Annotated in this window: 20 protein-coding genes; 5 read left to right on the forward strand and 15 right to left on the reverse strand. The window is 64.3% G+C overall.

Features of this window, described 5'->3' with window-relative positions; translation table 11 throughout:
• Positions 1-56: 56 nt before the first annotated feature.
• The 8 genes from L9O85_RS09935 to L9O85_RS09970 form a co-directional block, all read right to left on the reverse strand.
• Positions 57-1,487, reverse strand: coding sequence for a sensor histidine kinase (locus tag L9O85_RS09935; RefSeq protein WP_050623928.1), 1,431 nt, complete (start codon positions 1,485-1,487; stop codon positions 57-59).
• A gap of 485 nt (positions 1,488-1,972) precedes the next feature.
• Positions 1,973-2,662: a response regulator transcription factor gene (locus L9O85_RS09940; RefSeq protein ID WP_050623927.1), complete on the reverse strand. Its 690-nt coding sequence runs from the start codon at positions 2,660-2,662 to the stop codon at positions 1,973-1,975.
• Between the two features lie 27 nt (positions 2,663-2,689).
• Positions 2,690-4,075, reverse strand: a complete 1,386-nt coding sequence (locus L9O85_RS09945; RefSeq protein ID WP_050623926.1) for a hypothetical protein — start codon at positions 4,073-4,075, stop codon at positions 2,690-2,692.
• Between the two features lie 265 nt (positions 4,076-4,340).
• A complete protein-coding gene (locus L9O85_RS09950) occupies positions 4,341-5,486 on the reverse strand; it encodes an AI-2E family transporter (RefSeq protein ID WP_256182730.1) in 1,146 nt (381 codons plus the stop codon).
• Between the two features lie 613 nt (positions 5,487-6,099).
• Positions 6,100-6,771 (reverse strand): ribonuclease III, encoded by a 672-nt coding sequence (gene rnc, locus L9O85_RS09955; RefSeq protein ID WP_050623925.1) that lies wholly within the window; start codon positions 6,769-6,771, stop codon positions 6,100-6,102.
• A gap of 108 nt (positions 6,772-6,879) precedes the next feature.
• Complete coding sequence (gene acpP / locus L9O85_RS09960) at positions 6,880-7,113, reverse strand: acyl carrier protein (RefSeq protein ID WP_050623924.1); 234 nt, start codon at positions 7,111-7,113, stop codon at positions 6,880-6,882.
• Between the two features lie 103 nt (positions 7,114-7,216).
• Positions 7,217-8,248, reverse strand: coding sequence for a phosphate acyltransferase PlsX (plsX, locus tag L9O85_RS09965; RefSeq protein WP_050623923.1), 1,032 nt, complete (start codon positions 8,246-8,248; stop codon positions 7,217-7,219).
• A gap of 4 nt (positions 8,249-8,252) precedes the next feature.
• Positions 8,253-8,429, reverse strand: coding sequence for a helix-turn-helix domain-containing protein (locus tag L9O85_RS09970; protein ID WP_242850306.1), 177 nt, complete (start codon positions 8,427-8,429; stop codon positions 8,253-8,255).
• 195 nt (positions 8,430-8,624) lie between these two features.
• Here L9O85_RS09970 and L9O85_RS09975 point away from each other — a divergent pair, with 195 nt between their 5' ends.
• Positions 8,625-8,828, forward strand: coding sequence for a hypothetical protein (locus tag L9O85_RS09975; protein WP_301578542.1), 204 nt, complete (start codon positions 8,625-8,627; stop codon positions 8,826-8,828).
• 51 nt (positions 8,829-8,879) lie between these two features.
• On the opposite strand, the gene trmFO is transcribed toward L9O85_RS09975, so the two are convergent.
• Positions 8,880-10,184: a methylenetetrahydrofolate--tRNA-(uracil(54)-C(5))-methyltransferase (FADH(2)-oxidizing) TrmFO gene (gene trmFO / locus L9O85_RS09980; protein WP_301578543.1), complete on the reverse strand. Its 1,305-nt coding sequence runs from the start codon at positions 10,182-10,184 to the stop codon at positions 8,880-8,882.
• A 461-nt stretch (positions 10,185-10,645) separates the two neighbouring features.
• Positions 10,646-10,852 carry a helix-turn-helix domain-containing protein gene (locus L9O85_RS09985; protein ID WP_276757136.1) on the reverse strand — a complete coding sequence of 69 codons (207 nt, stop codon included), beginning with the start codon at positions 10,850-10,852 and terminating at the stop codon, positions 10,646-10,648.
• A 78-nt stretch (positions 10,853-10,930) separates the two neighbouring features.
• Here L9O85_RS09985 and L9O85_RS09990 point away from each other — a divergent pair, with 78 nt between their 5' ends.
• Complete coding sequence (locus L9O85_RS09990) at positions 10,931-11,197, forward strand: hypothetical protein (protein WP_050623918.1); 267 nt, start codon at positions 10,931-10,933, stop codon at positions 11,195-11,197.
• Between the two features lie 18 nt (positions 11,198-11,215).
• On the opposite strand, the gene topA is transcribed toward L9O85_RS09990, so the two are convergent.
• Positions 11,216-13,570 carry a type I DNA topoisomerase gene (topA, locus tag L9O85_RS09995; protein ID WP_301578544.1) on the reverse strand — a complete coding sequence of 785 codons (2,355 nt, stop codon included), beginning with the start codon at positions 13,568-13,570 and terminating at the stop codon, positions 11,216-11,218.
• 85 nt (positions 13,571-13,655) lie between these two features.
• Positions 13,656-14,873, reverse strand: coding sequence for a DNA-processing protein DprA (gene dprA, locus L9O85_RS10000; protein WP_301578545.1), 1,218 nt, complete (start codon positions 14,871-14,873; stop codon positions 13,656-13,658).
• Between the two features lie 98 nt (positions 14,874-14,971).
• On the opposite strand from dprA, the gene L9O85_RS10005 reads away from it, so the two are divergent.
• Complete coding sequence (locus L9O85_RS10005) at positions 14,972-16,210, forward strand: MFS transporter (protein ID WP_276757141.1); 1,239 nt, start codon at positions 14,972-14,974, stop codon at positions 16,208-16,210.
• Here the strand turns inward: L9O85_RS10005 and L9O85_RS10010 are convergent.
• From L9O85_RS10010 to L9O85_RS10020, 3 genes are read right to left on the reverse strand one after another with little or no spacing between them, the layout of a single operon-like run.
• Positions 16,207-16,968, reverse strand: coding sequence for a TrmH family RNA methyltransferase (locus L9O85_RS10010; RefSeq protein ID WP_050623914.1), 762 nt, complete (start codon positions 16,966-16,968; stop codon positions 16,207-16,209). The two genes, L9O85_RS10005 and L9O85_RS10010, sit on opposite strands and share 4 nt — an antisense overlap.
• A complete protein-coding gene (locus L9O85_RS10015; RefSeq protein WP_050623913.1) occupies positions 16,965-17,612 on the reverse strand; it encodes a potassium channel family protein in 648 nt (215 codons plus the stop codon). Before L9O85_RS10015 ends, L9O85_RS10010 begins: the two co-directional genes overlap by 4 nt.
• A gap of 11 nt (positions 17,613-17,623) precedes the next feature.
• Positions 17,624-19,042: a TrkH family potassium uptake protein gene (locus L9O85_RS10020; RefSeq protein ID WP_108980892.1), complete on the reverse strand. Its 1,419-nt coding sequence runs from the start codon at positions 19,040-19,042 to the stop codon at positions 17,624-17,626.
• A 274-nt stretch (positions 19,043-19,316) separates the two neighbouring features.
• On the opposite strand from L9O85_RS10020, the gene L9O85_RS10025 reads away from it, so the two are divergent.
• Both L9O85_RS10025 and L9O85_RS10030 read left to right on the forward strand, forming a co-directional pair.
• Positions 19,317-20,162, forward strand: coding sequence for a tyrosine-type recombinase/integrase (locus tag L9O85_RS10025; RefSeq protein WP_108980891.1), 846 nt, complete (start codon positions 19,317-19,319; stop codon positions 20,160-20,162).
• 289 nt (positions 20,163-20,451) lie between these two features.
• Positions 20,452-21,279, forward strand: a complete 828-nt coding sequence (locus tag L9O85_RS10030) for a tyrosine-type recombinase/integrase (protein WP_301578546.1) — start codon at positions 20,452-20,454, stop codon at positions 21,277-21,279.
• Positions 21,280-21,311: the final 32 nt, after the last annotated feature.

Genomic DNA, 21,311 nt, shown 5'->3' on the forward strand with positions numbered 1-21,311 from the left:
ACAGGCTCAGCGCTATTCTACCAAATCAGGGCCGGAATAGCAAGGGGGAATAGAACTTATGTTTCAATTGGCAGCCGGATGGTCACCAGGCAGCCGCCGCCCTCCGCGTTTCCGATGTCCAGGGTGCCCTCGTGCCGGGTGATGATCTCCTCACACACCGCCAGGCCAATGCCGGAACCCCGGGCTTTTGAGCTGCCCTTATAGAATTTGTACTTTACATGGGGGAGCTCCTCCGGCGGGATGCCGGGGCCGTAGTCCCGGATGCGGATGACGCCCTCTCCCCCCTCCTGGGCGATGGACACGTCGATACGCTTTCCGCTGCCGCCGTGCTTGGCCGCATTGTCCAGCAGATTGCAGAACACCTGACGCAGCCGCCCTGGGTCTCCGGAGATGGGGATCATCTCCTCCGGGCACTCGGTGTACTCCAGAGCGATGCCCTCCTTGCGGAAGAACTCCCTGTAGGTGTACACCGCGTCCTCCAGTTCCGCTTTCAGGTCCAGCGGCTCCACCGACAGGGTGAAGCGGCCGTCCTCAATGCGGGAGAACTCCAGCAACTCCTCCACCATGTTGGTCAGCCGGTGGGCCTCCGACACGATGATGTCCATCCCTTTGCGCACGTCGCCCGGGTCCTTCAGCTCACCGCTCTGAATCGTCTCCGCCCAGCCGGTGATGGCGGTGAGAGGGGTGCGCAGCTCGTGGGAGACGGAAGAAATAAACTCCGATTGGGTCTTTTCCGACTGCTTGATCTTCAGAGACATGTCATTGATGGTGTCTGTGAGCTCTCCGATCTCGTCATCGAACTTCTTCTCGATCTGGATGCCGTAGCTGCCGTCCGCAATGAGGCGGGCCGTCTCGTTGATGCTGGCCAGCGGCTCCACGATGGAACGCACGAAATACAGGTTAGAGAAATACACCATAGTCAAAATGGCGATCCCAATCAGGGTGCATACACCGATGGACAGGAACAACTGCCGGTCCACCGCCGCCATAGAGGTGACGAACCGGATCACACCCACTGTGGTCCCCTGGTAGATGATAGGGGCGGACACGGCCATGATCCGCTCCCCTGTCTGGGGGTCCTGTCCCGTCCAGGGCTTCACATCGCCGCTCTCCATGGCGCCGGTGATGTCCGGCGTCCCCGGCATCGTGCCCGAGGTGGTCAGGCCGTAGCTGGTACACAGCAGCGAACCGTCTGTCTCGATGAACTGCACCTCCAGCTTCTGCTTATCGGGAAATTTTGCTACATAGTCCTGGGCTGCCGTCCGGTACTCCCGCCGGGTGTAGACGCTGAAGCTCCGGGCCGTGTCAGAGGCCCGGGAGGAGAGGTTGTCCCGCATGGACCCCTCATAGTACGCCCACAGGGACAAGGTGAGCGTTCCCATGGCCAGCAGCAGGATCAGGGTCACCACGCCCATGCTGTTCACCAGCCAGCGCTTCCGGATGCCCCGGATCTTCACCCGGTCCTGGATCACTGTCTTCTTCGCCACCGTATCCCTCCTCTCCGTTCAGGGGCCTATCCCCGCTGTTTTCTTCGCTTTATCCGCTCCACTTGTACCCATATCCCCACACGGTGGTGATATAAACCGGGTTCGTGGCGTCCCTCCCCAAAGGGCTCGCTCTTTGGGGACCCCTCTTTTTTCCGATGCTCGGGGCAAATGAATTGCCCCTCCGCCAATGCTTCGCACTGCGAAGCATTGACGCGCTGCCGCGCGCCCCGCTCTGCGGGGCCCCGGACGACGCCCCTGGGAGCCTGCTTATCCGCCCCACTTGTACCCATATCCCCACACGGTGGTGATATAAACCGGGTTCGTGGCGTCCCTCCCCAAAGAGCTCACTCTTTGGGGCCCCCTCTTTTTTCCGATGCTCGGGGCAAATGAATTGCCCCTCCGCCAATGCTTCGCACTGCGAAGCATTGACGCGCTGCCGCGCGCCCCGCTCTGCGGGGCCCCGGACGACGCCCCTGGGAGCCTGCTTATCCGCCCCACTTGTACCCATATCCCCACACGGTGGTGATATAAACCGGGTTCGTGGCGTCGTCCTCTATCTTGATGCGGAGGCGGCGGATGTTCACATCCACGATCTTCAGCTCTCCAAAGTAGTCCCGCCCCCACACCGCGTCCAGGATCTCTTCCCGGGACAGTGCCTTGCCCGGGTTCTCCATGAACAGCTTCACGATGCCGTACTCCACCTGAGTCAGCTTCACCCGCTGTCCGTTTTTCTCCAGGGTCCGGTTGCGGGTATTCAGCCGGAAGGGGGGCTGGACCACCTCGTCATCTGCCTCCAGCTCCTCATCCCCTCCAGTGCGGCGGAACAGGGCATCCACCCGGGCGGTGAGCTCCGCCGGGGAGAAAGGCTTAGTCACATAGTCGTCCGCCCCGGTCATCAGGCCGGTCACCTTGTCCATCTCCTGGGTCCGGGCCGTCAGCATGATGATCCCGATCTTATTGTCCATGGCCCGGATGCGCCGGCACACCTCAAAGCCGTCGATATCGGGCAGCATGATGTCCAGCAGGGCCACCCTGATGCCAGGGTTCTGCTTCAGCTGGGCCAGGGCCTCCTCTCCGGTGCCCGCCTCCACAGTCTCGTAGCCCGCCCGCTTCAGGTTGATGACCACAAAGCTGCGGATATTCTCTTCGTCCTCCAACACCAGGATCTTTTTCATTTCCGTTCCTCCTGTGGATCGCTCCGGTCAGTCTCCGGCCCAGTTGCTCAGGATCAGGCGGAAGCTGTCCCGCACGCCGGCCTCATCCAATCCGCAGTTCCAGCCGCTCTCAAAAAATTCTGCCGCGTAGATGGCGTCGCCGTCCTCCGCCAGAATAAAGCGCCCCTCCTTGGCGGCCTGACTGCTGCTGTTGATGCCGGTCAGCTTGTAGATGGCCAAAAACGGGGTGGGAGCCTTCTTCTGCCCGTTCCAGAGGGAGAAGATGACCGCACGTATGCCGCTGCTGTCGCTTCGGGAGATGGTAATCTGGTCCACCCACTCCTCTGGGATGATCAGATACCACTGATCGGACATATTGTGATAAGTGGTAAAGACTGGGGCCGCCCTCCCCCCCACGTCGTACTGGCTCCAGTCGATGAGCCAGAAGTCGCTGGACAAGTTCTCCCCGTAGGTGGGCAGCAGGTGGGGGCGGGGCATCTCCAGGATGGTGTCGCTGTTCACATCCATAGGGCGGATATCACCATAGCCCCGGATGGTCTCCACGCTCACGCCTGTCTCCTGGTTCATGGTCAGGTTGACCAGCGAGCCGTCCCGCATGGCCACGATGTCAGTGGCCTGTCCTCCGTCCGTCAGGGTGCTGGTGATATAGAGGGCGGGGATCACCCCGGTGAGGTAGTTGATCCGCACGCCGTTGGAGGCCAGGGCCGTGATGCCGGCGGAGAGCCGGGCGGTCCCCAGCCGATCCAGCATCCCATTCTGCCAGCCGTAGACCTCCACCGTGCTGTCCACGCCCGCCGGGTCCAGGCGGATCACCGCCAGCTCCGTCCGGGTATCCCGGTCGATGTCCAGCAGGCTGTATCCGCTGTATCCGGTCATCAGGAGCTGGGAGGCCACCGGAACGGTCTCATTGCTCTCCAGCTCGTCCAGGGAGTAGACGCCCAGCTGGTTGACGCCCTCGATGGTGCGCCAGCTGACCACCACTTCCTTTTTGCCGCTGCCGCTGAGCTCCACATAATCGATGGCGTTGATTCCGGTGCCGTCCCCCTCCACCACCGCGCTGATCTCATAGCGCTCGGTGTCTCCCTGGGTGGTGAGGAAATAGACCCGCAGGGAGCGCTCCGCCCCCGGGATGCGGAAGGAGATGACCGCAGTCTCCTGGGAGCCGTCGCCGTCCATATCCTGAAACTGGATCACAGAGGTGTTGTCGCCGGAGTAGATGACCGCAGTCTCCACCGTGGTCCCATACTCCATCTCCAGGCCGGCCTGGATCTCACTGCGCTTGCCGGTCAGGTCCTCATAGCCTGGAAAGCGCTCCGGAAGGGCGTACAGATCCTCTGTGGAGCGGAACAGGCAGCCGGTCAGCAGGACAGACAGCGCCGCCGTCAGCAACGCCAGCCCGATATGTCTTCTCATGTGCCGTTCCCTCCTCTCGGCCGGCTCTGCCGGCTGGAAAATCACCCTTTTGTCATCATACCATAAATCTTTGCGCTTGGGTATTCTTTTTTCAAAATCTGAAAGAACTTTTCGGCCTGCGTCCCTGTGGCTCGATTTCTCGCTCAGGGGGACCCATGTCCCATCGGACCGCATCCCGGCACCGGGCCGGGAGGGGAGGACCACCCCGGAGGCCGGGCAGCCGCAAGTCAGAAGGGGCCGGCGGAGATCCCGCCGGCCCCTGTGCCTATTCTGTTCCCTCTTCTGCCTGCTCCGGGGCGGGCATTTTCTCCTCCAGCCGGCGGTGCACATCCCGCTTCAACAGGGTGTACAGCACCGACGCCGCCGGCACGCTGAGCAGCACGCCCAGCAGGCCGAACAGGCCGCCGCCCACCGTCACCGCAGCCAGCACCCAGATACCGGGCAGGCCGATGGAGGTGCCCACCACTCTGGGATAGATCACATTGCCCTCGATCTGCTGGAGGATGCCCAGGAATACCAGAAACGCCAATGCACGCCACGGGTCCACCATCAGCAGCAGAAAGGCGGGCAGAACCGCCCCGATATAAGCCCCCATCACCGGGATCAGGGCCGTGGTGCCCACGATCACCCCCACCAGGGCGGCGTAGTCGGACTGGATGAACAGCATCCCCAGGGCGCACAGCACCCCCAGGATGCAGGCCTCGGTGAGCTGGCCCGAGACAAAATTGGTGAAGGTGTCCGCGGAGAGCTGGACCACGCTCTGCACCCGGTCCGCCCAGGAGCCGGGCAGGTAGGCCCGCATCACCCGGCGGCACTGCGAGAGCAGCTTCTCCCGCCCGGAGAGCATGTAGACGGAGAACACGATGGCCAGCACCAGCGTCACCCCCATGGAGATGACCCCGCTGGTGATGACCAGCACATGGGAGGCCGCGTTGGTGGCTGTGTTCAGCACCCCCTCCAGCACCCGCCGCAGATATTCGTTCAGGCTGGAGAAATCCACGCCCTCCCGGTCGAACAGGGCGAACACCTCGTCCGCCAGGGCCTGGAGGTTGGCCATATAGCCGGACAGACTGCTGACGAACAGACGGATGCTGTCCGCCACCTGGGGGAGCACAAAGGAGAACAGGGCGGTGACCACCACCACCAGAGCCACATAGGCGGACAGCACTGCCAGCGGACGGCTGAAGCGGTCCAGCTTCCGCCCCGCCAGCCCCCCGTGGTACAGTCGGAAAAAGAAGGTGCAGGGCCGGTTGAGCACGAATGCGATGGCGAACCCGAGGAACAGGGGCTTCAGCGCCCCCAGGATCTGAGCCGCCACGGCCCATATCAGGTCGATCTTCACCAGTACCAGCACCAGCACCACCGAGTAGGTGATGATCAAAAGGATGCTTCTCAGCAGATTTTTGTTCAAAGGTGCCCCTCCCTGCGGAACAGGATCTGTTCCATGGCAAAGATCCCGCCTGTTTTTTTCCACTATATCATGCCCAGGCGCCCCCGTCAACATCCCAGTTGCCCCTCCCCCCAAAAAGGAGGAGGCCCACAGCCGCGCGTGTGATCGCGGCTGTGGGCTGTTTCCCAAACGGGATGCCTGTCCATTCGGGGATTCTGGTGGCTGGAGGATTCAGGCCGGAACAAGTGTGGGGAAGAAAGCAGGGAGGTGTGAGGAGAATCCCGGCCAGTTAGTTTCCTCTAACCGCGTTTATATTAGCATATGCTAACCACGTTTGTCAATGGTTTTTTGAAAAAATTTTTATTTCCCCCGTCGAGAGCGGGACAGAATATATTTCCGTGCCCTTCCCAGGGGACTCCGCCCCGGAGTCCGGAGCAAGAAGATCATGCCCCGCCTATCCTGTGGATTTTTGCCGTACGAAGGACGCCCCCTCATCCGTCACGGCCTGCGCCGTGACACCTTCCCCCCAGTGGGAAGGCGTTGGGGAGCACGTAAAAACCGCCCCGGCCTGCGGCCGGGGCGGTCCCTGACGCCCGAGCCGGGCGGGGCTTCACTTTTCCGGGGAGCGGCCGCTTCAGCCGCCCAGCTTCCCGATAGCCGCCTTGGCGGCCATCTGCTCGGCCTCCTTTTTGCTGCGGCCCTGCCCGCTGCCCACCGGGGTGCCGTTCAGGTCCACCTCCACAAAAAAGCGCTTGTCGTGGTCCGGACCCTCCTCGCCCACCAGCTGGTAGGCCAGCACCTGCCCGCTCTCCCGCTGGACCAGCTCCTGGAGGGCGGTCTTATAGTCCCGGGGCTTGGTCAGGCCGGCCACCTCCCGGCTGAGGATGAATTTCTGTATGATCTTCCGGGCCGAGCCGATGCCGCCGTCCAGATAGACCGCAGCCAGCACCGCCTCTACGGCGTCTGCCTGGATGGAGGGCCGGTGGCGGCCGCCGCCGGCCTCCTCCCCCTTGCCCAGCTTCAGATACTCTCCCAGCCCCAGGGCCTGGGCCACCTCCACCAGGCTCTCCTCGCACACCAGGGCGGAGCGGGTGCGGGTCAGCTCCCCCTCCGGCAGGTCCGGGTGGTTCCGGTACAGGTGGTCTGCCACCACCATCCCCAGAATGGAGTCGCCCAGAAATTCCAGCCGTTCGTTGCTCTGCAGCTTTCCCCGGCTCTCGTTGGCGCAGGAGCTGTGGGTCAGCGCGTTTTCCAGCAGTTCCGGGCTCTGAAAGGTGTAGCCCAGCTTTTCCTCTAATGTGGTCATGTTCCTGTGTCTCCTCCCGGGGCGCGGGGCTGGCCCGCGCCGGTCTTGGTCCCGCTAAGGCAAAGCTCCGCCTCTCCGGCGGAGCTTTGAATCTTGTCTTTTGTGCCTTTAGTCGATCTTGCTCTGGATCAGGCGGACCAGGTCGCCCACGGTGGTGATGGAGGTAGCCTCCGCCTCCCCCAGCTCCTCAATGCCGAATTCCTCCTCCAGGGCCATGGAGAGATCCACGATGTCCACGGAATCCGCGTTCAGGTCGTCCTCAAAGGAGGTGTCCATGGTGATGGTGTCGGGGTCCACGTTGAACTGCTCGGCGATCAGTGCACTCAGCTTTTCAAAAATCATAACTAGCCTGCTCCTTTTGCTGTGCTCCAGCACTTTTTCTGTCCCTACTATATGCACAAACAGGGTGGCTGTCAATAGGGAGTTTCCATTTTTTCGAAAAACGTCATTCCTTTTCCGGCGCGTCCAGACGCATCAGGTCGATGTTGGCGGTGATGTTCTCGATCAGACCGGAGGAGACGGACTGGCTGGCCTGGCGGATGGCGTTCTGGAAGGCGTAGGCGTTGGAGGAGCCGTGGGCCTTGATGACGGTCTTGGAGATGCCCACCAGAGCGGTGCCGCCCACCTCGCTGGAATCCATCAGCTTCTTGAACCGCTTGAGCCCGCCGGAGACCATCACCGCCGCCAGCTTGGTCAGCAGGTTCTGCTTGAATATCTTCTTGATCTCCCGGGCCAGGAAGAGACCGGTGCCCTCCATGGTCTTGAGGAAGATATTTCCGGAGTAGCCGTCGGCCACGATGACGTCCACGCTGCCCTCCACGGCCTCCCGGGCCTCAATGTTGCCCACAAAGCGGATGCGGCCCTCCTGGTCAGCCTTCTGGAGCATGGGGTAGACGGTGCGCTGCAGCTCAGTGCCCTTGGAGGGCTCCACGCCGATGTTCAGCAGGCCCACCCGGGGCTCCGGGCGGCCCAGCACGTGCTCGGCGTAGTAGGAGCCCATATAGGCGAACTGCATCAGATACTCAGGGGGACACTCGGCGTTGGCGCCGCAGTCGATGAGCACCGCGCCGCCGTTCCCCGTGGGCACCACAGGGGCCAGGGCGGCCCGGCGGATGCCCCGGATGCGCTTGACCAGCAGGGTGGCGGCGGCCAGCAGGGCGCCGGTGGAGCCGGCGGAGACAAAGGCGTCCCCGCTGCCGTCCTTGAGCAGGTTGAGCCCCACTGTCAGGGAGGAGTCCTTCTTCTCCCGGAAGGCGGTGGCCGGGTTGTCGCACATCTCCACCACCTCGCTGGCGTGGGCGATCTCCACGCCGGCGGGCAGCTCCTGGATGCCGTTTTCCTCCAGCACCTTCAGGATGGCCTCCCCCCGCCCCACCAGGATGATATCCACACCATACTCCCGGTTGGCCTGGACGGCCCCCATCACCGGAGCCTGGGGCGCGTTGTCTCCTCCCATGGCGTCCACTATGATCTTCATTCCATTAACCTTCTTTCTCTTGCTGTACCAGCGGCCTGGGCTCGTCGGTCAGCCCCAGCAGATAGTCCGCCGAGACGTTGTAATGCCGACAAATCAGAGCCAGCTTTTCCAATGTGGTGGTCTTTCGCCCGTTCTCCATTTCCATGATCTGATTGGGCTTCACGCCCAAAACTGCCGCCAAATCTGCCTGTCTCTCCCCAGACAGATTTCTCAATTTTTTCAAGCGGAGCCCATATAGATCTTTATGAAACATATTTCCCCCTTGACAACCACACTAAAAAGATATATATCAAATACATCCTTTTAGTGTGGTGATGTTGCAATGGAAGTCCAGCTCTAAGAACTCTATTTTTCCGAGGTAGACTCTGGGCGGCTGATGTATGAGGACGACCCAGAGTATGAGCGCCGCCGTCAGGCCCTCTCCAGCTGTCTGGACCGCCTGGAGGTCATCCGTGACCCAGAGGCCCGGGACCTTCTCTGGGACGCCGTCCTACGTTTCACTGACCAGAGCGATTTGGTCTCCTTCGCCCACGGCCTCTGTCTGGGACTTCGGCTGGCCCTAGGGGACGGAAAGGTCTGAACCGGCCTCTTCCTCAGCTCCGGTCCCGTCCCGAGGTCTCAAGCGGTCCCGTCAGGAGAGCTCCAGCTCCCCCAGCGCCTCCAGCGCCCGCTTGGACAGCTCGGCGTTCTTGTTGCGCTTGCCCTTGACCCGGTAGCCCAGGGGCGGGATCAGGCCGAAATTCACATTCATCGGTTGAAAGTTTACCACACTCTGGTCGCTGATGTAAAGGGCCATTGCGCCCATGGCGGTCTCCCGTGGGAAATTGATGGGCTCCTTCCCCTCCAGCCGCCGGGCCAGCTCCATAGCCGCCAGCGCGCCGGAGGCGGTGGACTCCACATATCCCTCCACGCCGGTGATCTGTCCCGCGAACATGATCCGCTCCTGCCCCCGCACCCGGTAGTACCGGTCCAGCAGGCGGGGGGAGTCCAGATAGGTGTTCCGGTGCATCACCCCATAGCGGACGAACTCCGCCCGCTCCAGCCCGGGGATCATGGAGAACACCCGCTTCTGCTCCGGCCATTTCAGGTGGGTCTGGAAGCCCACGATATTATAGATGGAGCCCTGAGCGTTGTCCCGGCGGAGCTGGACCACCGCAAAGGGCTCCCGCCCCGTCCTGGGGTCCTTCAGGCCCACCGGCTTCAGCGGGCCGTAACACAGGGTGTCCCGCCCCCGGCGGGCCATTACCTCCACAGGCATGCACCCCTCAAAGACGCCGGAGTCCTCAAAGCCGTGGACCTCCGCCTCCTGGGCGGTGGTGAGGGCCTCCCAGAAGGCCTGGTACTCCTCCTCCTCCATGGGACAGTTGATGTAATCCGGTGTCCCCCGGTCGTACCGGGAGGCAAACCAGGCCCGCTCCATGTTCACGCTCTCAAAGGTGACCAGGGGGGCCGCCGCGTCGAAGAAATTCAGGTAGCGGCTGTCCGGGAACAGGCGGGAGATCTCCTCCGTCAGGGCGTCGGAGGCCAGTGGGCCGGCGGCGACGATGACCTGCCCCTCCTCCGGAATGCGCTCTACCTCCCCCTCCACCACCGTGACGGCGGGGTGGTAGCGGATGGCCTGGGTCACTGCCTGTGAGAAGGCGCGGCGGTCCACCGCCAGGGCGCCCCCCGCCTCCACCCGGTGGGCATCCGCACAGGACATGATGAGAGAGCCGCAGCGGCGCAGCTCCTCCTTCAGCAGTCCCACCGCGTTCTCCAGCTGGTCGGAGCGCAGGGAGTTGGAGCACACCAGCTCCGCAAACTCCGGGCTGTGGTGGGCGGGGGTCATCTTCTCCGGCTTCATCTCGTGCAGCTCCACCGGGATGCCCCGCTGGGCCAGCTGCCAGGCCGCCTCGCAGCCCGCCAGACCGGCGCCGATGATCTTCACTGGTTCCATAGCTCTCCTCCTCGAGATCCGCCCGCCCTGCCGGAGGGCGGCGATGAAGTGTTTTGGGGGGTTCCGCCCTGCGGCCAGAGGCGGGCGGAGGACCGCCCCCTCATCCGTCGCGGCATACGCCGCGACACCTTCCCCCCAGAAGGGGGAAGGCTTTTCGGGCGGCTGAAAGCCGCCCCTGCGGGTTCCCTTCGGCCTTTGCGTAGGGGCGCGCTTTGCGCGCCCGCCGTCCCCATGAGCGGTCCTCGTCTCTGTGCAGGGACGGGTCCTAGACCTGCCCGCCCTATAGATGCGGGACGTGGGAAGGAAGCCCCCTCATCCGTCGCGGCATACGCCGCGACACCTTCCCCCCAGGAGGGGGGAAGGCTTTTGGGGGGATGCGGCATCCGCTGGGCACCTCTTTCCCGAGGGGAAAGGCTTTGGGCAGCGGTGTGCCGGGCCGCTGCGCCCTATACGCAGTACCGTTATGCTTCCTCGTCCGTGCGCCCAACCAGAAAGTCGATGGTCACCCCGTAAAAATCCGCCAATGTCACCAATGCGGCAATATTGGGCTCATTGTTCTCGCTCTCGTAGAACTGATATCCACGGATGCTGATCCCCAGCAGCTCCGCAAGGTCTTTCTGCGGAATCTTCCGTTCTTTTCTCAAAAATTTTAATCGTTCTCCATACATCTCTTTACTTCCTCTTGACACGAATAATCTATACGTGTTATAACATGTATAAATCATTCGTGTTTGGAGTTGATCACAATGACCGATCTTATGGAAGCTCTCTTTGAGTACATCAACAAAGTTACCCTTCAAAATTACCTGGCTGTGGACTCCGATTACCGGATCAGCAGCACCCGGCGGGATACCTGGTCCCTGGAGATCCTCGATCATCTGGATGAAGAGGGGCGCACCCTGTTCGACCGCTATGAAAAGGCCGCCTTTCAGGAGAACTCCTGCCTGCTGGAGGCCATGTTCCTGGCCACCGTGGACCTGTGCCGGGAGCTGAACGGAAGGCTGACCGCCTGAGCGTTCAGCCCCCGCCGGTCATCCCTCCTCCGTCTTCTTGGCGGCGGTCTTTTTCCCGGCGGTCTTCTTAGCCGTGGATGCCTTTTTCGAGGCCGCGGCTTTGGCGGCAGGCTTCTTGGCCGCCGCCTTCGCGGTGGTCTTTTTGGCGGCCGGAGCCTTCTTCTCGGCGGTCTTGCCCTCCTCCGCCGCCTCCTGGGCAGGGGCCTCCTCCCCGCTCTCCTCCGTCTTTTTCCGCCAGCCGCCCCGCTTCTCCTCCGGGGTGAAGTTGGAGCATGCCTCGTTGATGCAGAAGGGCTTTTTCGCCCCCCGGCCCGCCTTCTTGAACATGGTCCAGCCGCAGACGGGACAGTTGTCCTTCACCGGGACGTCCCAGGTCATGAAGTCGCATCGCTTGGACTCGTCCTTGCTGTTGAGGTGCTCACAGCAGTAATAGGTGTACTGCTTGTTGGTCTTTTTGCTCTTGCCCGTGCGCTTGAACAGACGCCCTCCGCACTTGGGGCACTTGCCCGGCATCTCCACCACCAGCGGCATGGTGAAGTCGCACTCCGGCCAGCCGGGACAGGCCAGGAAGCGGCCGAACCGGCCGGACTTGATGACCAGGTTCCGCCCGCACTGGGGACAGATCTCCTCCGAAACCTCGTCTGGCACCTTGATGCGCTCCCCGTCCAGGTCCTGCTCCGCCTGGTGGAGCTCTGCCTCAAAGCCGCCGTAGAAGTCAGAGAGCACCTTCTTCCAGTTGGCCTCTCCCTCCTCCACCTTGTCCAGCCGCTCCTCCATCTGGGCGGTGAAGGCGTAGTCCACGATATCGTTGAATTTGTCCTTCATCAGGCCGGTGACCACCTCGCCCAGAGGGGTGGTGCGGAGGTACTTCCCCTCCTTCACCACGTACTCCCGGTTCAGGATGGTGGAGATGGTGGGGGCGTAGGTGGAGGGGCGTCCGATACCCTTCTCTTCCAGAGCCTTGATGAGGGTGGCCTCGGTGTACCGGGTGGGGGGCTGGGTGAAGTGCTGGTCCTGCTTCAGCCCCTTCTGGTCCAGCGGCTCCCCCTCCCGCAGGTCGGGGAGGGGGGACTGGGGTGCCTCGTCGTCCTCGTCCCGGCCCTCCTCATACACGGCGGTAAAGCCGGAGAATTTCAGCTCCGAGTGGCTGGCCCGGAAGGTGTAGCCGGCGGACTGGGCCTCGATGGATACGCTGTCATAGACCGCGCTTGCCATCTGGCAGGCCAGGAACCGGCCCCAGATCAGCCGGTAGAGGCGGTATTGCTCCGAGGTCAGGTCCTTCTTCACGTCCTCCGGGGTGAGGGTCACGTCGGAGGGACGGATGGCCTCGTGGGCGTCCTGGGCATTGCCCTTGGTCTTGTAGCGTCGGGCCTGGGCGGGATAGTACTCCTTGCCGTAGCGGCTCTCGATAAAGCCCTTGGCGGCGGCGATGGCCTCCTCGGACAGGCGCAGAGAGTCAGTACGCATATAGGTGATCAGGCCCACGGTGCCCTCCCCGGTGATGTCCACGCCCTCATAGAGCTGCTGGGCGATAGACATGGTGCGGGCGGGGGTCATGTTCAGCTTGCGGCTGGCCTCCTGCTGGAGGGTGGAGGTCGTGAAGGGGGGCGCCGGATTGCGCAGCTTGTCCTGCCGCTTCACCCTGGTCACGGAGAAGGGGGCGGCGGACACCGCCCGGACCACCTCCTCCGCCTCCTCCCGGCTGCGGAGCTCCATCTTCTTCTCCCGGCCGTAGAACTGGGCCTTGAAGCCCCCCAGATTTGGGCGCACCCGCTCCAGCTCCGCCTCGATGGTCCAGTACTCCTGGGGGACAAAGGCCCGGATCTCCTCCTCCCGCTCCGCCACCAGCCGGGTAGCCACCGACTGGACCCGCCCGGCGGACAGGCCCCGCCGGATCTTCCGCCACAGCAGGGGGGAGAGTTCATAGCCCACGATGCGGTCCAGGATGCGCCGTGCCTGCTGGGCGTCCACCAGGTTCTGGTCGATGGCCCGGGGGGCGGCAATAGAGTCGTTGACCACCTTCTTGGTGATCTCGTTGAAGGTGACCCGATAGGTCTTGTCGTCCGGGATATCCAGCAGCTCCTTCAGATGCCAGGAGATGGCCTCCCCCTCCCGGTCCGGGTCGGTGGCCAGATAGACCCGGCCGCTCTTCTTGGCTGCCTTCTTCAGGTCGCTGATCACGTCCTCTTTGCCCTTGATGGGCTGGTACTGGGGGACAAAGCCTCCCTCGATGTCCACGCCGATCTTGCTCTTAGGCAGGTCCCGGACGTGGCCCATGGACGCCTTCACCTCATAGCCCGGCCCCAGGTACTTCCCAATGGTCTTGGCCTTGGACGGAGACTCTACGATCACCAAATCGGTCTTTGCTGCCATCAAATAACCTCCAAAATCGAAGATAAGAAAAAAGTATAAGTCAAAACGCAGCTGCGGAGCGTCCCCGCGCGCGTCTGTCAAGGGTCTATTCCTCCAGCTCCACCAGGGCGGAGAAGCGGCGGTCCGGCCCCTCTTCCACCGCCCCCTGCACCTGGAGCATGGTCAGGGCAGAGAGCACCCGGCGGGCCGGGATCTGTGCGGCCTCCACCAGCTCGTCGGCGGAGCGGCGCCGTCCGCCCAAGGCGGCGATCAGCGCCAGCTCGTCGTCGGTAAAGCGGTCCCGCTGCTCCGCGGCGGGGATGCGCTCCCGCCCGGGTGCCGCCGGTGCCTCCTCCCGCTCCGCCGGGGCAGGGGCCGGACAGGCCGCTGTCTCCAGCCGGGCGGCGGCCGCCACCGGGCTGAGGGGCTCTCCCGGAGACAGCTTGGCCGGGAATCGGTCCCAGTATTCCTCCAGGATGTCCCGCCCGCTGGTCACCAGCTTGGCCCCCTGCTGGATCAGCAGGTTGGGGCCCTGGCTCATGGGGGCGTCGATGTTCCCTGGCACGGCAAACAGGTCCCGGTTCTGCTCCAGCGCCCGGTCCACCGTGATCATAGTGCCGCTGTGAGGGCGGCATTCCACCGCCACTACCCCCAGGCACAGGCCGCTGAGGATGCGGTTGCGCACCGGGAAGTGCTCCCCCCGGTGCTCCGTCCCCGGCGGGTACTCGGAGATGAGGGCCCCGGCGGCGGCCACGTCCTCATAGAGCCAGCGGTTCTCCCGGGGGTAGGGTACATCCACTCCGCCCCCCAGCACCGACACCACCGGTCCGCCGCCCTTCAAAGCGCCCTGGACGCTGGCCGTATCGATGCCCTGGGCCATGCCAGACACCACCAGGGCCCCGCCCCGGGCCAGCTCCAGGCCGAGCCGCCCCGCCGAGCCGATCCCATAGGGGGTGGCCTCCCGTGCCCCCACCATGCACACCGCCGCCTCCTCGTCGAAGGCGAAGGTCCGGCCCCGGATGTACAGCGCCAGAGGCGGGTCGGGCAGCTGCCGCAGCCGCTCCGGGTAGTCGGCGTCCTGGAGGGTCATGATCCGCAGGTCCAGGCGGGCGCAGTCCTCCAGGATGCGCTCCGCCCCGCCGGTGTCCTTGTCCAGCAGGGCGCGCCGGGCCGCCGGGGTCAGGTCCTCCACCAGGGCGTACTCCTCCGGGTCGGCGTAGAAGGCCCGCTCCGGGGTGACAAAGTGGTCCAGCACCCGCAGGGCGCCGGCATTCCCCAGCCCCCTGCGGCCGGTGAGCCACAGCCAGTATTTCAGCGTCGCCAATTTTCTTCCCTCCGTCCCGCTCCTCCGGTAAAATCCCCCTTTACAAACGTCCCCGCCTCCTGTATGGTAGGAGATAGGAATAAGGAGGTGCTGTTCCCATGGTCTCCCTTCGGCGGCCCCATTACGCCTGGATCATCTGTCTGGGCGGCGCCCTGTCCCTGTTCGCGGTCATGGGGATGGGCATCAACGTGTTCTCCGTGTATCAGCCCTACATCATCCAGCTCAACGGCTTTTCCAACGCCCAGGGCTCCTGGATCACCACCACGCGCAGCCTCTTCACCCTGGCCGCCATGCTGACAGTGAATCAGCTGTGCGCCCGGATCGGACTGCGTCTGGTGATGACCCTGGGGGTAGTGCTGCTGGCCCTGTCCTGCTTCTGCTTCGGCCTGGCCGACAGTTTCCCCCTCTACTGTGCCGCGGGGGCCCTCACCGGTCTGGCCTACGGCTACGGCGGCATGGTCCCCCTCTCCCTGGCGGTGGGCCACTGGTTCCGGGACCGGCGGGGCCTGGCTCTGGGGCTGGCCGCCGCGGGCAGCGGCGTGTCCACCATCTTTGTCCCCACGCTGATCACCGGGATCATCCAGGCCCACGGCATGCGCGCCGCTTTTCTGCTGGAGGGGCTGGCGGTGCTGGTGCTGGGGCTGCTGGTCTTTCTCCTGGTCCGGGACGTCCCCGGCGACCTGGGCCTGGAGCCCTACCACCTGGGCGGTCCGGAGACTCCGGCGCCGCCGCCCCGCCCCGCGCCGGCAGGCATGACTCCCGCCCTCCGGCTGTCCCTGCTGCTGGCTGTCTTTCTCATCGGCGGCCCCGGCGGGCCCGGTTTCTCCCACCTCACAGTGCTCTACACCACCGCCGGCTATGACAGCGCCTCCGCCGCTCTGCTCATCTCTTACCTGGGGCTGGTCATCTGCGTATCCAAGATCCTCTGCGGCCAGATCTATGACCGCTTTGGCAGCCGGGCGGGCAACTGGTACGTCCATTTGATCTTTCTGGCCGGACTGCTCCTGTGCTGTGTGGCCCACCTGGGTGGGATGCTCCCCGCTTTCGCGGCCATGACCCTGTTCGGCCTGGGCCTGCCCATCTCGGCGGTGACCTTTGCCATCTGGTCCGCCGACCTGTTCGGGGACGCCCAGTACGAGGGTGCGGTGCGCTCCCTCACTGTGTCCTACGCTCTTGGGATGCTCCTCTTCGGCCCCATCCCGGGCCTGCTGGCTGACCGCTTCCACAGCTATGTTCCGGCCTATGCCCTGTTCGCCCTGTGTCTGGCCGTCTCACTGGTCATCATCCAGCGGGCCTACCGAAAGCTGGACGCAGGACACCGGCCCCGCCGGGATTAGCGGCCCATCTCCCAGAGCACCACCGCGGCGGCCGCGGCGGCGTTCAGGGACTCACACCGCTCCCGCATAGGGATCTTCAGGGCCCGCTGGCTCATAGCGAGCAGTTCCGGCGAGACCCCGCGCCCCTCGCTCCCAATCACCACGGCGGACCGGCTCAGGTCCGCCGTTTTGATATCCTCCGTATCCTCACGCAGGGCGGTGGCGTACAGCGCCAGTCCTGACCGCTCCAGCAGGCCCGCCAGCCTCTCCGGGCCGGTCTCCCACACCGGGAGCCGGAAACAGGCCCCCATGGTGGCCCGCACCACCTTGGGGCCGAAGGGGTCCGCACATCCGTGGACCAGGAGCAGGCCGTCCGCCTCCAGGGCATCGGCGGTGCGCCAGATAGTGCCTACGTTCCCCGGGTCCTGGAGACCGTCCAGCACCAGATAGCGCCCGCCCTCCAGGCGGGGCGGCGGGGCGGTGTCCCACATCCGGCACAGGAACAGCGCCCCCTGGGGGGACTCCATGGGGGAGATGGAGGCCATCACATCCTCCGGCACCCGGACCGTCCGCACCTCCGGCGGGAGCTCCGGCCCGTCCAGCCCCTCCGAGTACACCACCGTCTCCAGGGGCGCTCCCCACTTCAGGGCCTCCTCCAGCAGCTTGACGCCGTCCCCCAGGAACATCCCCGCTGAGCGCCGGGCGCCGCGGCTGGAGGCCAGGCGGCGGATCTGGACCAGGAGAGGGTTCTTCCGGCTGGTGATCCACTCCTCTCTCACAGCCGCTCCACCTCTCTGATATCCTCGTTCCGTCCCAGCACCACCAGCTCGTCCTCCTCCTGAAGGGCGTACTCACCTCCGGGGGAGATGGTCATGCCGCCCCCCCGGCGGATAGCGATGATGTTCAGGCGGTGTCTGGCCCGCACGTCCAGTTCCCGGATGCTCTTCCCCTGCCACTGGCGGGGACAGCGGCACTCCATGATGGAGTACTCCTCCGACAGCTCGATAAAGTTGAGAATGTCCCCGTTGGCCAGGTTCCGAGCCAGGCGCAGGGCCATCTCCTGCTCCGGAAAGACCACCCGGTCGGCGCCGATCTTCTCCAGCACCCGGTGGTGGACGGCGCTGCGGGCCTTGCCCACCACCTGGGGCACTCCCAGCTCCTTCAGGTTGAGGACGATGAGGGCGCTGGTGCCCACGTCGTCCCCTGCGGACACCACAGCACAGTCAAAGTTCCTGGCTCCCAGGGCCCGGAGGACCTCCGGGTCCCGGGCATCTCCGGCGGCGGCGTGGGTCACAGAGCCCGCCACCTCCTGGACCCGCTCCTCCCGCAGATCCACCGCCATCACTTCGTGGCCCAGGGCACACAGCTCACAGGCCAGCGATGTGCCGAATCTGCCCAGTCCGATCACCAAAAAGCTTTTCATAGACATCTCCTTCAGCCGATCATCACATCCACACTGGGGTAGCGGATCTTATTCTCTCCCCGGTCCCGGATCAGGAACGCAATGGAGAAGGACAGCACGCCCACCCGGCCCAGGAACATCATCGCGATGATGATTCCCTGGCTCAGCGGGGACAAGCCGGTGGTGATCCCCATGGTCAGCCCCACGGTCCCCATGGCCGAGGCCACTTCGAAGGCGGCAGCCAGGTAGGGGACCCCGTCCGCCAATGTCAGGGCGATGGACCCGGCCAGGAACAGGCAGGTCACCACCAGGGTCAGGGTCATGGCATTGAGCACCCGGGCCTGGGGGATGGTCCTCCGCCGGAGCACCACCTGGTCTCTCCCCCGCAGGCCGGCCCACAGTGAGATCAGCAGCACGCCGGCGGTGGCCGTCTTGATGCCGCCGGCGGTGGAGCCGGAGGAGCCCCCGATCAGCATCAGCACCACGGACAGGGCAGCCGCCCCGTCCCGCAGGGCCCCCTGGTCCAGAACGCTGTACCCTGCTGTGCGCAGGGTCACCGACTGAAAGAGAGCATTGCCCACCTTCTCTCCCGCCGTCATACCACCCAGGGTCTCCAGATTGTTCCACTCTGCCCCCAGAAAGAACAGCCAGCCCCCCAGGATCAGCGCCCCGGTGACGGCAAGCACCATTCTCGAGTAGAAGGACAGCCGCCGCCAGCTCCGATGCTCCAGGCAGTCCTCCCAAACAAAAAAGCCCAGGCCGCCCAGCACGATCAGGCACCCGATGGTGCCCAGCACCACCGGGTCCTCCCGGAAGCCCGCAAGGCTGGAGAAGGCCCCGGTGTGCTCCCCCATCAGGTCGAATCCGGCATTGCAGAAAGCGGACACGCTGTGAAAGATGGAGTACCACAGCCCCCGCCCCCAGCCGAAGAGAGGGACGAAGCGAGTAGCCAGCAGGATCGCACCACAGCCCTCCAGCAGAAAGGTGCCCATGAGGGCGTGGCGCACCACCCGCACTACCCCGGACATCCCATTCAGATTAAATGCGGAGGCGATGGCCAGCCGCTGGGACAGGCCGATGCGCCGCCGCAGCAGCAGAGGGATCAGGCTGATCAATGAGACAAATCCCAGCCCGCCCAGCTGGATCATGGCCAGGATCACCCCCTGACCGAAGGGAGTCCAGTGGAGCGCGCTGTCCACCAGGACCAGACCAGTGACGCAGGTGGCGGAGGTGGCGGTGAACAGGCAGGTCAGCCAGGGGGTGAACTGCCCGTCCCGGGCGGAGATAGGCAGGTGGAGCAGAAAAGTCCCCAGCAGGATGATGGCCCCGAAGCTCACCACGATCAGGCGGGTAGGGTTAAAATTCTGATTGGACAACAGGCGCAGCACGCTGCCTCCCCCTTCTGCCGGGGCCGGAGCCCCCGGCTCCCCTGTCCCGATGCAGAACAGCATACCGGCAGTTCCCCCTGTCAGTATGCTGTGCGGCCCGGGCCCTCCGTGGATTCATACAAAGTTGAGTATAGCATACCCTCCCAGGATATTCAAGTCAACGATTTTCCTCCCCCGCCCCGCATTTTCATACCTTATATATAAAAAGGAGTGTCCGGTGCCGGAGGTTGGGCTGCAAATTGAACAGCCTTCCTCCTTTTCTTCCCCTAGGTTTCGGATAAACGCCCCCCGTTTCCGGTAAAATAGTACCACACTGGAAGAAAAGGGGAGTTTTTGTATGAAAGATCACCATGTGCCCCAGGAACATCTGTCTGCCTTTGCCCGGAGGCTGGCGGAGGAGGAGCGGAGCGCGGGGACAGTGGAGAAGTACCTGCGGGACGCAGGGGCCTTTCTGGAGTGGCTGGCGGGGGCGCCGGTGAACCGGGAGGCGGTCACGGGCTGGAAGGCCCACTTGGTCCGCTCCGGCTACCGCCCCGCCACCATCAACTCCATGCTGGCCGCCCTCAACACCTTTCTCCGTTTCATCGGCCTGGAGGACTGCCGTGTCCGCGCCCTGCGGGTGCAGCGCAGACTCTTTCAGAGCGAGGAGCGGGAGCTGAGCCGCCAGGAGTACCAGCGCCTGCTGGACACCGCCCGCACCTTGGGCCGGGACCGCCTGGCCCTGGTCATGGAGACCATCTGCGCCGCCGGCATCCGGGTCAGCGAGGTGCGCTATATCACTGTGGAGGCCGCCCGTTCCGGTCAGGCGGATATCGCCCTCAAGGGCAAGGTCCGCACCATCCTCCTCCCCGGCAAGCTGTGCCGCAAGCTGCTCAAGTACGCCAGACAGCAAAAAACCGCTTCCGGCGAGATCTTCCTCACCAAAAGCGGCAAGCCTCTGTCCAGGCGGCAGATCTGGGCGGAGATGAAGCGCCTGTGCCTCCGGGCCGGGGTGGCCCCCACCAAGGTCTTCCCTCACAACCTGCGCCATCTCTTTGCGCGCACCTTCTATCAGGCCACCCGGGACGTGGCCAAGCTGGCCGATGTCCTGGGGCACTCCAGCATTGAGACCACCCGCATCTATCTCATCTCCACCGGTGCCCAGCACCGCCGGGATCTGGACCGCCTGCGCCTCGTCTGCTAGACAAAATCAATATTTTGCATCCAGCGACCAGGAAAGGCCGCAGGAGGCTACATAGATTTCTGGTAGATTATAGCACAGGCCGATGGAAAATTCAAGCTGGAGCTGCTAAATTTGCGCAAAGACCAGCCATATGAGCCCAAATTGCTCATACGGCTCAATCTTCACGCCCTTTTTCCCTCAGGAGCGCCGCCGGCGCTCTTTTTTTCTGCCCGAACAGCTCCTTCCCCGGGATAGAACGCGGCAAAATATTGATTTTGCCTACAACTGGGGGGCGAGAGGGGAGAACGGCATGGAACTGGTGATGGAACAGGAGGCCCCGGCAGGGGAGGTATGCCTCACGCCGGAGGCCATGGACGCCTATCTGGACACCCTGCGCCAGCAGGGCCGGAGCGCAGACACCCTGGCGGCGTACCGGCGGAGCATCTATGGGCTGTACCGGTCGCTGCCGCCGGACAAGCGGGTAGGCCGCGGGACGCTGGACCGCTGGCGGGAGACGCTGGAGGACCAGGGGTATCTTCCCCGGACTATCAATGTGCGGCTGGCGGCGGCCAACGGCCTGATGACCTATCTGGGCCACCGGGAACTCCAGGCCACCGCCGCCCTCCCGCCCCCGGCGGAGGGGGAGCGGCCGGAGCTGACCCGCGGGGAGTATCTGCGTCTGCTGTCCACCGCCCGGGTTCTGGAGAAGGAGCGGCTCTACCTGCTGGTGAAGGTATTCGGCAGCACGGGCCTGTCGGTGGGGGAGCTGCCCCGGCTGACGGCGGAGGCGCTGGACGGGCGGGGACCCAGCCCCGTGCGTCTGCCGCCGCCGCTGGCGGAGGAGCTGCGGGGCTATGCGGCCCGGCAGGGCATCACCGCAGGACCGGTGTTCCGCAGCCGGAACGGGCAGCCCATGCGGCGGACCCAGGTGACGGGCGAGATCCGGTCCCTGTGCCGGGACGCCCGGGTGCCGGAGGAAAAAGGGAACCCACGCTGTCTGCGCCGGCTGTGGCAGGAGACCCAGGATGCCATCCGGGTCAGTGTGGACCAGCTGGTGGTCCAGGCCTTCGACCAGATGATGGAGGCGGAACAGTTCTCCGTGGGCTGGGATGCCGGAAAGGGGGTGGGGATGATGTGACCACCCCCCCAGCTCTCGATTGCGCTGGCATG

Origin of the sequence: Lawsonibacter asaccharolyticus, from assembly GCF_022453915.1 — a bacterium.
In the GTDB taxonomy this organism is placed as follows: Bacteria; Bacillota; Clostridia; order Oscillospirales; family Oscillospiraceae; genus Lawsonibacter; species Lawsonibacter asaccharolyticus.

Excerpts from the sequence above, each read along its gene's own strand:
- L9O85_RS10020 (WP_108980892.1), bottom strand. The coding sequence starts at position 19,042 with ATGCTGTTCTGCATCGGGACAGGGGAGCCGGGGGCTCCGGCCCCGGCA.
- L9O85_RS09975 (WP_301578542.1), top strand. The coding sequence starts at position 8,625 with ATGTATGAGGACGACCCAGAGTATGAGCGCCGCCGTCAGGCCCTCTCC.
- L9O85_RS10015 (WP_050623913.1), bottom strand. The coding sequence starts at position 17,612 with ATGAAAAGCTTTTTGGTGATCGGACTGGGCAGATTCGGCACATCGCTG.
- topA (WP_301578544.1), bottom strand. The coding sequence starts at position 13,570 with ATGGCAGCAAAGACCGATTTGGTGATCGTAGAGTCTCCGTCCAAGGCC.
- trmFO (WP_301578543.1), bottom strand. The coding sequence starts at position 10,184 with ATGGAACCAGTGAAGATCATCGGCGCCGGTCTGGCGGGCTGCGAGGCG.
- L9O85_RS09940 (WP_050623927.1), bottom strand. The coding sequence starts at position 2,662 with ATGAAAAAGATCCTGGTGTTGGAGGACGAAGAGAATATCCGCAGCTTT.
- plsX (WP_050623923.1), bottom strand. The coding sequence starts at position 8,248 with ATGAAGATCATAGTGGACGCCATGGGAGGAGACAACGCGCCCCAGGCT.
- L9O85_RS10025 (WP_108980891.1), top strand. The coding sequence starts at position 19,317 with ATGAAAGATCACCATGTGCCCCAGGAACATCTGTCTGCCTTTGCCCGG.
- L9O85_RS10005 (WP_276757141.1), top strand. The coding sequence starts at position 14,972 with ATGGTCTCCCTTCGGCGGCCCCATTACGCCTGGATCATCTGTCTGGGC.
- acpP (WP_050623924.1), bottom strand. The coding sequence starts at position 7,113 with ATGATTTTTGAAAAGCTGAGTGCACTGATCGCCGAGCAGTTCAACGTG.
- L9O85_RS10030 (WP_301578546.1), top strand. The coding sequence starts at position 20,452 with ATGGAACTGGTGATGGAACAGGAGGCCCCGGCAGGGGAGGTATGCCTC.
- L9O85_RS09985 (WP_276757136.1), bottom strand. The coding sequence starts at position 10,852 with ATGTATGGAGAACGATTAAAATTTTTGAGAAAAGAACGGAAGATTCCG.
- rnc (WP_050623925.1), bottom strand. The coding sequence starts at position 6,771 with ATGACCACATTAGAGGAAAAGCTGGGCTACACCTTTCAGAGCCCGGAA.
- L9O85_RS09990 (WP_050623918.1), top strand. The coding sequence starts at position 10,931 with ATGACCGATCTTATGGAAGCTCTCTTTGAGTACATCAACAAAGTTACC.
- L9O85_RS09945 (WP_050623926.1), bottom strand. The coding sequence starts at position 4,075 with ATGAGAAGACATATCGGGCTGGCGTTGCTGACGGCGGCGCTGTCTGTC.